Below are 11860 nucleotides of genomic sequence, written 5' to 3'. Positions count from 1 at the left end.
TGAAATCTTGTGAATAACGAATTGACATAAAAATACTCCTATACTTTCATTTTACGGACTGAATAAAAATAGTCCATTTTTTTAGTATAAGAGCAACTTTTTGTTTTCTGCTCCTTTTAGAAACATTACAAAGTTAGTTTTCTTTTGTTAAAAATATAAACCAGTTTAATTAATGATTATTGTTTACGGTTTCAATACTTGAACGAATAATCTTCTTTTCACTCGCAGGTAAGTTACTAATATATTCTTCCACAATATCATTAATTACCTCGTAAATTTTTTTACTTTGCAAAGTGGCAATTGTGCTAATGGCTGTGTGTGTGTTTAATGGGAGCCTAATCGATTTTGGTAAGTCTTTACTTGTAAGCCTACTTTGTGGAAGCTTTAGCAAGTCTTCTGGCATTGTGCGGTTAATATCTTCTGATAGTTCTGGTGTAATATTTTCTGGGCGCTCTGTTTTCTTTTTTCGGAATGAGCTTAGTCCAATATTGTCAGTCATGATAAATGCTCCTTATTTTTGATCAAATATATTTATGCGCTCGAGCGTTTCTTTGATGAGATCGCCATATATTGCATGTATACGTTTGTCGTGGATATCCTTAGTATTATCGGTAATACCAGTTCTATCAAATCTCTTTAGTCTGTTCATCTGTTTAATATGAGTTTTGAAGATATTGTTATCACCAAAGCTTTCTGTGGCATCTTGCAAGACATCTAAATCAAGTTCTGATCCATTTTGTTGTAGTACGGGAAGTATTCCTAAAAGATCTATATTCAGACCATAGTCATCTTGTAACTCTAATAAGTGCTCTATATATTTTTCAGCACCTTTTAGAGCCCGTTCTTGTGTTTGTAGTATAACGATTACAAAATCACTGGCTACCAGTGCATTGTCTGTAAATTTGTTCAGTTGTGGTGGAATATCTAAAAATACAAAGTCATATTCATTTTTGAATTCATTAATGAAATTTGTTAAGTGATGATCTTGTGAGTAATCATCAGAAAAATTATCATAAAGGTAACGTTCATAGTTTTGTAAGTCTGAGTAAGATGGTAACAAATCTAGATTATCTTTTACATTTATTAACGCTTCCTGTGGATTATTATTTTTGATGGCTTCAAACAGTGTTTCTTTAAAGTCAGGTTTCTTTTTATAAATATTAGTCATTGTTGTTAGCAATAAATCTGTTGCATTAGCTTGGGGATCTAAGTCAATTAGTAATACTTTCTTGTCCATTTTAGACAATGTATAAGACAGCATTACGGAGTTTGTTGTCTTCCCCACCCCACCTTTGAAGTTTCCAGTTGTGATAACTTTAGTCATTCTTAACTCCTTTATAAAATTATAAAATTATGTATTTATAAAAGTATAAAAGTATAAAAGTATATTTTTATAAAAATATATTTTTATACTCAATACATGCTAATAACTGATACGTAAACACTTTTTTTAATTTATAAATTTATACTATCATAAAAATATAAAAGTAGCAAAATATAAAAGTATAAATTTATAATAATATAACTTTATAAATATATACATATCACAATAACTTTATAAAATTATTGACATAGCGGTAGCTATTACGTTATATTATGTGCATAAACATAAATTGAGATAATTAATTTATTACAAAAAGAAAAGCCACCAAGGACGGCAATCCTTGATAGCTACATGATTCTTATATGTACGAGAATGTGTATCTATATTATATAACATAACCTTTGTGTTGTAAATGTGGGTGATTTCAAAAAGAGTGAAGCCAAACACTTTAAGGGGTATGGCATATATGACGTGTAGGGGGTAGTTACCTAGTGTGACTCGGAAGATCCAAATCGCTGTATATGGTATACGAAAAAATAGACAAGTGCCATTTTCCCAGACACTACTGTACAAAAATATGTGGGTGCTACACAAACAATCCATACTGGGCGTGTAGTAGGGTGAGAGCGGCCACAAACGGCTCGGCAGGTAAAACGGTGTCTACGGACACAGGGCTTGTATTTAAGCTGTATAACGCGAAAAAGATAATAAATATAGTGATACAGCGCCAATAAGGGCGTTTTTTTATTGGTTTAATGAATAAAGTAGTTAATTAAAGCAGGCGGGTAAAACCAAGGCTTGTATGGATAAGGTGACGGACGACTGAACGATCGGTCAAGTGTTTGTTAACAGTAAAGTTTTCTTCTTCCCAAAACAAGGGGAAAACTATCTTCAGCTCAAAACTTCCCTCACTCTCAATCAAGCATTTGTAACTTCCTGTGTCAACAACTTCTTTTAGTTTTCTCTATTGATTTAGATTTAAAGACAATAAAAAAAGTCACAATCATAATAATAACCACGGGCGATCTTAACTGTTGTGGTGGCGGTTGGCTGTCGCGCGGTTTCCGTGTTTGGTGGCAGATTTTATTTGATATTTAATTGATAATTTTTATAAATATAGTTGGCAATTGTTTATTGTGAGAAGATAAAAATATTCTTAACTTGTTTTTCTTCTTCAAAGACCTGTTTAGCTGTTTGAAAATAGAATAGGTTAAATAAGCGGATGCACATAGCTTGATTACTAATTCCGAAAGAGTTGCGCAAATAATTAAAAGGTTTTCTATCATCTAGTAATAATTGAGTGGATTTTTTATTTGCTAATAATATGCTAGCCATATTATTAGCCTCTTTTTCAAGGATTCGATCTTTTTCGGTATAATCGTTTTCTGCATTAGAGACGGATACGTTTGCTTATTCTCGTGAAGTAAGAAGTGCTCGTATACTGAAAATCCGGACTGCTTTATTTCTAGGGCATAATCCGAGATAATCAAGTATAGGAGTTTTTTATTATGAAAGCTAAGCGATACTCAACTGAATTTAAATCACCAATTGTTGCCTTGCACAATGAGGGCCATTCTGCTAATTCCCTAGCCAATGAATGTCATTTGGCTGTAAAACCGTCACGGGTTGGGTCAAAAAGGCTCAGATCGTTATGACTGATGTGAGTGGTAAGCCAGTGACTCGTGCCGAATTTAATGCGATGCAGAAAGAAGTTGCACGACTCTTGGTAGACTTTTATAGTTTAGTTGTGAACTAATAAATCAATATAAGTTTGATAAAGTAGCTTATAATAATTATTATACATTGGTTAGGAGGGGGAATATGAGTATTATTGATGATATAGCAGCAGATCAAATGAATATGGAGTTTACTAAAAAAGGATTAAGGCCAATATTTCACGTATCGGAAAAAGCAAAATTAGTCATTATTGGTCAAGCACCGGGATTACGAGTTCAAAACTCGGGTATAATGTGGGATGATGCATCGGGAGATCGATTAAGAGAGTGGATCGGGGTTGGTAAAGATACCTTTTATAATTCAGGAAAAATTGGCGTAATTCCCATGGACTTTTACTATCCAGGAAAAGGAAAATGGGGTGACTTACCGCCCAGACGAGGAGTAGCTAACAAATGGCACCCAAAATTATTGGAGCTTATGCCCGATGTTCAGTTAATTATATTGGTGGGATCATATGCTCAGAAATATTATCTGAATCTTGGTTATCAAAGCAAGATAACCGATGTAATAAAGAACTACAAAAATTACTTGCCTCTTTATTTTCCGATAGTTCATCCTTCACCAAGAAATAATATATGGATTAAAAAAAATCCGTGGTTTGAACAAGAGGTTGTGCCAGAATTAAAAGAGATAATTAGTAAGATTTTATCGGATTAGTTTGAAGATAATTTGGAGGAGATTTGTAGCAGTGCTTAGTAAAAAAGAAATAAGAAAAATGACCTTGGATAAACTAAAATTATATGATTACCATAGCAAGATTACTGAAGAAGAGCGATTACAGGCAATTCTGTTTTCTAAGGCATATTGGAATAACTCTAATTCAGTGGCTGTAACTATAAGTATGGAACACGAATTGAGTACTGATGTCATTATTCAGGAGGCATTGAGAAGCCATAAGAAAGTAGTAGTACCTAGGGTGAGTAGTGGAAAATTATTATGGTTTGACTATATAGAAAGTTTAATGAGTAAATCAAAATTCGGAATTCTAGAACCAACACAAGATGAAAATCAAGCACAAAATTTGAAGGGAATAGATCTAATGGTGGTTCCCGGTGTAGCCTTTAGCGAAGATAATTATCGGATAGGTTACGGTGCAGGTTTCTTTGACGCAACGTTGGCAGAGTATAATGGTATAACGGTTTCGCTAGTGTTGCCTCCTCAATCAATCCATAAATTTTCAAAGGATACGTGGGATAGACCGGTGAGGTATCTTATAAAATAGGATTTATGCTAAATAAACTTATAATGAATATGTTAGTTTTTCATTATGAGTTTATTTTTTTAATTACTTTATGTTAAACAATCTCATTTAGGTAATTATGATTATTCTAAAATTCTGTGTTAGCTCCTCTCAAATAGATATTTCTAGTAGCCCAGTCTATTGCTTAGAAGTCAATAAATTGGACCATTTTTATTCAGTTAATTAGGCGACATTTGAGATACGACTGCGATTATAAAAATTGATATACCAACCAATGGCTGCTTGGACCTCAGTTAATGTTTGGTATGCCTTCAAATAAACTTCTTCACGCTTCAATATTGAATGAAACGCTTCCATACAGTCATTATCGTATGGATGTCCTTTGAGTGAATATGAATGTTTCAAGCCATAATTTTGACCCTTGGTATTAAATTCAGCACTCGTGTATTGTGACCCCATATCCGAATGAACTATTAGTGGCTTTTGATGATTATCTAACGCCATCTGTAAGGCACTTGTAGCTAGTTCGGCTGTCCTTGTATTGCCAATTTTATAGCCTAATACTTTTCTCTTCTCAGGATCCAAAACGGTTGCTAAATAGGCCCATCTGTGATTAGTCAACTGAATATAAGTGATATCTGTTTGCCAAATACCGCTCAAATCATGCTAGTGCCTAATCAGATTAGTTTTTTGAGAAACCGTCACAACGGTTTTGTGTTTGCGATAACGTTTTGCATGCTTGATCTAATCCTTAATTCACGCATCAATTTGAGTGTCATATACTCAGATATTTTCGGGCAGTCATTGGTTAGTTGACTATAAGTAGCAATACGACGATAGCCATAAAATTTAAAGGTTTTCCAAACGTCCAAAATATAAGGTTTTAGGCATTCTCTACGCTTTTCTTGTCGACTGAACTGCCAATGGTGCCAGTTGTAATAGGTACTAGGTCTGATTTTAAGTGGACTTAAAATACGCACAAGCGCGTAGCCTTGTGCTAAAAATTGATTAACTAGCGGCAATCCCACATTACGAACTATTTTTTGACTAGTCAAATATCCGCTCGCTGCCTGTCAGGCTATGCGTGATAAAATTTCGTTTTCTTCCTCCAAAATAGTGAGGCGCTTCTCTAGTTCCTTGACGTATTTTAAAGTCTTTGACTGACCCTTGATCAAGATTGGAGTAGCTTGTTTAACCCAAATATCCATAGAATCGTTCGACGGTCCGAATCCTTCTGCTAGTGATTTAAGTGAACGGCCTTCTTGGTGAAGTTTAACCAAGAAATCTTTGACATCTTGTGAATAACGGACTGAATAAAAATAGTCCATTTTTTAGTATATTAGCATCGGATTATGCCCTAGAAATAAAGCAGTCCTGATTTTCAGTATACGAGCATTGTAAATCTAGGTAAAATTGGTTGATTATAATAAAGTGTGAGTCTGGTATAAGCGTTTGTCCATGTTACTGAACTGATATCATATATGCATATCAATTGGAAGACGTATATTTTTGTCATCTGCCATTAATTTAATATAACTAATCTTGAATAAACAATTTTTTAATGTATTGTACTGTTCTAACAGAAATATTGAAAGCTTCTGCTGTAGATTTTATTGTGTGCGTTTGAGAATACTCAAAGATAGCTGTGTTTCGGCTATCTTTTTTTCTTTTGGGTCTACCTTCTTTATAGTTGGGATTGTGTTGCCTTGCAAATATCTTACCAGCCTGCGTACGTTCGATAATCATGTCGCGTTCCATTTCCGCAACCGAAAGTAATGTTCTTACAATCATGCGACCCATTGGGGTATTGTCAATTGTTCCTAAGTTTAGAACTTTAATCACAATTTTTTGTTTCAGAAGATCATCAATTAAATTTAATGCTTCACGTGTATTTCGAGCAAAGCGATCTAACTTGGTGACGATCAATGTGTCATTAGGTTCAATTAGATTGACAAGTTTTTTAAACTGTGGTCGTGATGTAGTTGTACCTGAATATTTTTCACTGAAAATCATTTCAGCCCCGGCATTTTTCAAAGTCTCTTTTTGTTCATATAAAGATTGTCCAGCTGTTGAAACCCGTGCATAACCATAAACTGTCATTTTATACCTCTTTAAAATTGCATAACTAAGTTGCAGTATATAAAGCCAAGTATAGCATGACTTTGAAAAAGCGCAAAATACTTAAAAGTTTATTGCACTAATAACTGTAAAGCTGTCATATTTTTTTGTGAAGATTAGGTTATGATATAATTTTATTTGCAAGCAAGTTAAGGACTGGTGGAATCTGATAGTTGGGGGTGATGCTTATTGTTGAAACTCAAGGCTACCTGAAAGGATAACACCAAATGGTCTGTTAGACCGCGGTAATTGTGTTGATCACATTTCTGGTTGTTTTAGCTACGAAAGTAGTCGAACTACTAAAAGAAATTAAAAAGTCTAAAAAATAGGTAAACAAAAACCCCTTAACTTTGGCCGGTTCTAGGGGTTTTCGTGAAATGACTATTTTAGTTTATTAACAAAATAACAACTACCAACGCTGAAGCACGCTTGTGACTTAAAAGGTCATGTACCTAACATGGGTCTTTTTGTTTATATTTATACTATACCACTTTCACTGTTTTTGCCAATTATTTCTATTTCATAGATCATTTTGCTTGTTTTTATTTAGCATTTTTAAACTAATTTTCAGGTGTGTTGTTTAATAATCCATTAATACTAAATGGGGTTAGTAATGAAATGGTCGTACTAAGCGATACTTCATCGGGTGTATGGCGTTCTTGATATATTAAGTATACGAAATTCGGAATCTTATTTGATATTGTTGACTCAACGTATATACGTTGCTTAAGGGCGGTATTGTCATCAGAAAGCGTTATATTTGCAATTTTTGGTGCTAAGTTATTTTCAATGTTATCTATTTTGTAGCCATTTTCCGCAAGAATCATTTTTAAAAAAAAACGAATTCCTTACTTGCAATGCAGTCTTTGTTTGATAGGTTTGAATAACATTTTGTGTTTTCAAATTGTACTGAACTGATCATAATTATCTCTTTTCTATTTTCACGTAGTATCCCAATTTAGGTTGGTATAACGTGCATTTTAGATACATGATGATATCAGTAAATTATTTTCCACATCTGTAATTTTTACTTTTGAAGAGACACTATAAAATATAAATATTTGATTTTTATACTTTTTAAAGTGTTAACAAGTATTGTTTAGGAGAAAACATGAAATATTTAAAAGATAGTACCCTGCTGACTAGTTGTCTTGTAGTATTTTTTGGTGGGTCATTAGGTAGCTTGTTCAGGCTACTAATTACCGAAATTCCACATATTGGGAGTAGTCCTTGGGTTATAGTAGTCATCAATGTTTTAGGATCATTCTTCCTTGCTTATATCGGAGCAGTCATTCCTGACAGCTATGACTATTCTTTAATTTTAAAAAATTTTATAGGGACGGGTATCATGGGTGGCTTTACAACATTCAGCACATTTATACTTCAAATTAATCAATTAGGTAGAGAAAATTTTTTAATTAGTATTATTTATACATTAATTAGTTTTATACTGGCTTACATTGCAGTTGTTTTTGGGAAAAATGTAGGAAAAAATCGGAGATTAAATCAGTGAATTTTTTTAACTTTTATTTGTATTTCTGTTTAGCTGCTGGGCTAGGTGCTGTTATTCGATATCTAGTTATAAGTTTTATGCCAAGGATTACAAATTTTTTCACAGGTGTTTTTTATGTTAATATTATTGGTGCTTTTTTGATGGGTGTATTATCAGTTAATATGAACAGCAACGTCTGGCATATTATTATTGGAACGGGTTTTATTGGCGGCTTGACGACATTCAGCACCATGATGACACAGGGAGAGCAGTTTAATAGTTTTAAACGGAGTATGGTATATTTTGCATTGACATTAGTCTTAGGAATTTTTTTATTTATTGTAGCTATACACATACACGTTTAACGAAATACTTTGAATGTGAAACACGCAGTTTTAAATGTCTTTGATGTTTTGTTAATACATACACAAAACGAATTCGCTTGATTCTGTTTTAATCAAAGAATGAGAATATATAAAGAAAATCGTTAAATTTTCCTGTATTTGGAATCAACCCCCTTTTTGTTGTAAACTGATTTTATGTTTAAAAAAAGAATTAGACTCAATACATCAAAGCTGTCAGTAGTATTATATGGCACACTTATAGGTTTTTTAACAGGAATAGTTGTTAGTGTCTTCCGCTGGACAATTGAAAAATTGCTTCAATTTGTGCAAACGCTGTATCTCGATATTTCACATGGCAATATAGCGTTAATATTTTTAGTGATAACTGCTAATTTAATTTGTTTTTTAATTGTTTCATGGATGTTAAACAAAGAACCTAATATATCCGGTTCCGGCATTCCACAGGTTGAAGGTCTATTATTGGGTGAACTAAAAATAAACTGGTGGTCGACATTGTGGCGGAAATTTATATCAGGAATTTTGGCTATTGGTAGTGGTTTAATGCTGGGGCGGGAAGGTCCTTCAATTCAACTGGGTGCATCAATTGGTCAGGGTGTGGCATCATATAAACGTCTTAGTCATAATCAATCGAAAGGGCTTATAGCCAGTGGTGCCGCTGCAGGTTTATCATCTGCATTTAATGCACCTTTAGCCGGCGTTATGTTTGTATTGGAGGAAGTCTATCACAGTATTTCTCCCTTTGTCTGGGTTGGTGCATTGACAGGCGCAAGCGTTTCGGATTTTGTCTCTACGGTTTTGTTTGGCCAAACACCAGTTTTATCTATTGGACACTTAAGCGTTTTCCCGGTACAGTTATATGGTTTATTGTTGGTATTTGGTATTATATTAGGCTTATTTGGCTTTTTATATCAAAAATTTTTACTATTCAGCTTAAATTGTTACAGTAAAATTAGGGTTCCTAAATATTTATACGGTATCGTGCCGTTTATCTTGGTGATACCGATTGGAATTTTATGGCCAAATCTTTTAGGTGGGGGAAATAATTTAATTTTATCACTGAAAGAAGCACCTATGACAATGAAAATGATCATCGTAATTTTGTTAGTTCGATTTGTTTTCTCAATGATTAGTTACGGTTCCGGTCTGCCAGGGGGAATATTTTTACCTATTTTGACTCTAGGTGCACTAAGTGGCGCATTGATGGCTCATATATTTGTCTATTTACATCTCATGAGTGCAAATTATGCTTTAAACTTTATTGTGATCGGTATGGCAGGTTATTTCGCATGTATTGGTAAGGCACCATTTACTGCAATTATTCTTATCTTTGAGATGGTTGGGAGTGTGACCCACATTTTACCTTTAGCACTTGTAAGTTTAGTAGCCTACTTAGTAGTTGATCTATTAAATGGTGCACCAATATATGAATCTTTATTAGAACGTTTGTTGAAAAGAAAACCAGCGCATTTAGCGACGTCCTCCATGATAACTATGGAAGTCACTGTTCTTGCTGGTGGTATGCTAGAAGATCAACAAATAAGAGACTTACAACTGGAATCAAATAGTTTGATTACACTGGTCAGAAGATCTGAAAATGTACTGATTCCCAAAGGAGACTTAGTATTACGTGCTGGTGATATTATTTATATTAGAATGAACCAAAAAGATGCAAAAATTACTAGAAATCAACTATCACTTAACAACTAAATAAATTTCAAAAACACGATTTTAGAGTTTTTGCGTCGAAAAGATAAATTCGTTATCAATTAAATTACAATTACAGAAATAATTACCAGGAGATTCTTTTTTACAAATAATTGGAACCAGCTTTAGTTTCAAATTCAATTGAGATAACATCACTTTATCGTAATTTAGAGTGTTTTGATTGAGTGAGCACATCGTAATAGTGAAATTATATTCAACATAATTGTATCAAAATAAAAATTTGCCTAAGAAGAGATGGAGTATGATGATATAAAAATTAGTTTTGTACTAACCATCAGCTTTTTTTGGTGTAAGTTCTTTGTTTAAACAATTTCTATATATTCCTTTTTTGCTAATAAAAAATCATATTTTTTTAATTAGAGACAGAAAATGTCTTTTTAAAAATTATATCGTAGGATCAGGACAATAATATATAGCGAAATTTGATTTGAATAATAAAACTATGGTATATTTAACTTAATTTAATTTAAACGGTTGGGCGCAAGCTTCAAGAATTGTTAGTCGGGGAACTAGCATTTTTTGGAGCTTTTTAAATATTAGGAGAAATAATGGAATATCTATTAATCATGTTCTTAGTCATAGTTACTATTTTTCTGGGAAAGGTAGGCACCTGGTTTGGTTTTTCTGAAGTTGTTGGGCAACTATTTTCAGGTATCATTTTAGGATCCAGCATATTTAATATAGTACAGTCAAGTAATTTAATCCACTTGATAGCTGAGATAGGTATTTTTTTACTGATGTTAAATTCGGGACTAGAGTCGGATTTAAAGGAAATGAAAAGATACATTAAAGCATCGTCACTCATTGCAGTTATGGGGGTACTACTACCCTTAATTACTTTCCCGATTGCATTTTTATTGCTTGGATATAATATACAGACTTCCATATTTGCCGGTGTTGTGTTCTCTGCAACTTCAATCTCTATAACGTTAGCTGTACTATCGGAACAAAAAAAATTAGCCACTGCAATAGGAGCAATCATACTTTCGGCGGCTGTAATAGATGACATAATTGCTTTGTTTGCGGTGACTTTATTTTCTGTTTTAGTAGGTGGAGGTGCACTGGGGATAAACAGTATTTTACCATTACTCGCTTTTGCGTTAGGTATACTACTCAGGAAGTATAATTTTTCTGATAAAATTGGTGTTATCAGTACGAAAATGGGTAATTCTTTCTTTTACCCTGTATTTTTCGGGTCCATCGGTCTTGAAATCGTAATCCAGGGACTGGGAGATAAGATAACAGCTATTATAATTTTTAGTATTTTAGCTATTGTCACAAAATTTGTTGGCTCGTTATGGGGAGCAAAAATTTCTGGTCTAGATACCAGAGTTTCAAGTGCAATTGGGGCAGGCATGATTTCTAGAGGTGAGATGGCCCTTGTGATTATTCAAATAGGTATATCATCACATATTATTGATGATTATACTTCAGCGGAGTTTATTGTTGCTGTCATCGTTTCAACAATAGTAGCTCCGATAATCATGAAACCACTGTTCAAAAAGATTTGATATTACAATTATAAAAGTTGCTATATTAGCAGATGGCTGATTGGTTTCTGTCAGGTTATGCGTTATAAAATTTCATTTTGCTACTTAAATAGGGTTCCAAGCCAATAAGTGAAGGCCATTGTGAGCACTCCTGTGAATATGTTGCGCAAAATAGCTGGAATTATTGGTGCTCGTCCCGCCCAAGCGCTTAGCCAACCAGTTAAAAAAAGTGCCCAAAGCGTTGCCAAAATTGTTCCTATAACTTTCAGATTGTCGGGTAGTAATATCACGGATAGTAATGGCCAGATACCACTGCTCTTATACTAAAAAAATGGACTATTTTTATTCAGTCCGTAAAATGAAAGTATAGGAGTATTTTTATGTCAATTCGTTATTCACAAGATTTCA

15 protein-coding genes are annotated in these 11860 nt (G+C 33.5%); 7 read left to right on the top strand and 8 right to left on the bottom strand.

Annotated elements, in window-relative coordinates; genetic code table 11:
• Positions 1 to 169 precede the first annotated feature (169 nt).
• From JOD28_RS09490 to JOD28_RS09480, 3 genes are all read right to left on the bottom strand, one after another.
• A complete protein-coding gene (locus JOD28_RS09490; protein ID WP_011666813.1) occupies positions 170 to 499 on the bottom strand; it encodes a hypothetical protein in 330 nt (109 codons plus the stop codon).
• 12 nt (positions 500 to 511) lie between these two features.
• A complete protein-coding gene (locus tag JOD28_RS09485) occupies positions 512 to 1324 on the bottom strand; it encodes a ParA family protein (RefSeq protein ID WP_010277775.1) in 813 nt (270 codons plus the stop codon).
• A gap of 1131 nt (positions 1325 to 2455) precedes the next feature.
• Positions 2456 to 2659, bottom strand: a complete 204-nt coding sequence (locus JOD28_RS09480) for a hypothetical protein (protein ID WP_010277777.1) — start codon at positions 2657 to 2659, stop codon at positions 2456 to 2458.
• A 262-nt stretch (positions 2660 to 2921) separates the two neighbouring features.
• On the opposite strand from JOD28_RS09480, the gene JOD28_RS09825 reads away from it, so the two are divergent.
• The 3 genes from JOD28_RS09825 (at position 2922) to JOD28_RS09465 (ending at position 4283) form a co-directional block, all read left to right on the top strand.
• Positions 2922 to 3080, top strand: coding sequence for a hypothetical protein (locus JOD28_RS09825; protein ID WP_010277781.1), 159 nt, complete (start codon positions 2922 to 2924; stop codon positions 3078 to 3080).
• 65 nt (positions 3081 to 3145) lie between these two features.
• The gene (locus JOD28_RS09470; protein ID WP_010277783.1) at positions 3146 to 3718 is read left to right on the top strand and encodes a uracil-DNA glycosylase family protein; all 573 of its coding nucleotides are present in this window, start codon (positions 3146 to 3148) and stop codon (positions 3716 to 3718) included.
• Between the two features lie 31 nt (positions 3719 to 3749).
• Positions 3750 to 4283: a 5-formyltetrahydrofolate cyclo-ligase gene (locus tag JOD28_RS09465; RefSeq protein WP_010277786.1), complete on the top strand. Its 534-nt coding sequence runs from the start codon at positions 3750 to 3752 to the stop codon at positions 4281 to 4283.
• Positions 4284 to 4484: 201 nt separating this feature from the next.
• Here JOD28_RS09465 and JOD28_RS09460 read toward each other — a convergent pair whose 3' ends face one another.
• The 4 genes from JOD28_RS09460 to JOD28_RS09445 all read right to left on the bottom strand — a co-directional run bounded on the left by JOD28_RS09460 (position 4485) and on the right by JOD28_RS09445 (position 7207).
• Entirely contained in the window at positions 4485 to 4922 is a 438-nt protein-coding gene (locus JOD28_RS09460; protein WP_010277789.1) for an IS3 family transposase, read from the bottom strand.
• 41 nt (positions 4923 to 4963) lie between these two features.
• A complete protein-coding gene (locus JOD28_RS09455; protein WP_128684604.1) occupies positions 4964 to 5317 on the bottom strand; it encodes a hypothetical protein in 354 nt (117 codons plus the stop codon).
• A 481-nt stretch (positions 5318 to 5798) separates the two neighbouring features.
• Positions 5799 to 6362: a recombinase family protein gene (locus JOD28_RS09450; RefSeq protein ID WP_010277799.1), complete on the bottom strand. Its 564-nt coding sequence runs from the start codon at positions 6360 to 6362 to the stop codon at positions 5799 to 5801.
• A gap of 578 nt (positions 6363 to 6940) precedes the next feature.
• On the bottom strand, positions 6941 to 7207 hold the full coding sequence (locus tag JOD28_RS09445) for a hypothetical protein (protein ID WP_013102143.1): 267 nt from the start codon (positions 7205 to 7207) through the stop codon (positions 6941 to 6943).
• A 284-nt stretch (positions 7208 to 7491) separates the two neighbouring features.
• Here JOD28_RS09445 and JOD28_RS09440 point away from each other — a divergent pair, with 284 nt between their 5' ends.
• The 4 genes from JOD28_RS09440 (at position 7492) to JOD28_RS09425 (ending at position 11473) form a co-directional block, all read left to right on the top strand.
• The gene (locus tag JOD28_RS09440) at positions 7492 to 7893 is read left to right on the top strand and encodes a fluoride efflux transporter FluC (RefSeq protein ID WP_010277807.1); all 402 of its coding nucleotides are present in this window, start codon (positions 7492 to 7494) and stop codon (positions 7891 to 7893) included.
• Positions 7890 to 8237: a FluC/FEX family fluoride channel gene (locus tag JOD28_RS09435; protein ID WP_013102144.1), complete on the top strand. Its 348-nt coding sequence runs from the start codon at positions 7890 to 7892 to the stop codon at positions 8235 to 8237. Before JOD28_RS09440 ends, JOD28_RS09435 begins: the two co-directional genes overlap by 4 nt.
• A 174-nt stretch (positions 8238 to 8411) precedes the next feature.
• Positions 8412 to 9944 carry a ClC family H(+)/Cl(-) exchange transporter gene (locus JOD28_RS09430; RefSeq protein WP_010277814.1) on the top strand — a complete coding sequence of 511 codons (1533 nt, stop codon included), beginning with the start codon at positions 8412 to 8414 and terminating at the stop codon, positions 9942 to 9944.
• A 566-nt stretch (positions 9945 to 10510) separates the two neighbouring features.
• Positions 10511 to 11473 (top strand): cation:proton antiporter, encoded by a 963-nt coding sequence (locus JOD28_RS09425; RefSeq protein WP_010277818.1) that lies wholly within the window; start codon positions 10511 to 10513, stop codon positions 11471 to 11473.
• 80 nt (positions 11474 to 11553) lie between these two features.
• On the opposite strand, the gene JOD28_RS09420 is transcribed toward JOD28_RS09425, so the two are convergent.
• The gene (locus JOD28_RS09420) at positions 11554 to 11760 is read right to left on the bottom strand and encodes a VIT1/CCC1 transporter family protein (RefSeq protein WP_223824714.1); all 207 of its coding nucleotides are present in this window, start codon (positions 11758 to 11760) and stop codon (positions 11554 to 11556) included.
• Positions 11761 to 11860 lie beyond the last annotated feature (100 nt).

The sequence above is a fragment of the Leuconostoc rapi genome (assembly GCF_016908715.1).
Lineage (GTDB): Bacteria > Bacillota > Bacilli > Lactobacillales > Lactobacillaceae > Leuconostoc > Leuconostoc rapi.
The sequence above is the reverse complement of the archived record's forward strand: the minus strand, read 5'-3'. Positions and strand labels throughout refer to the sequence as shown.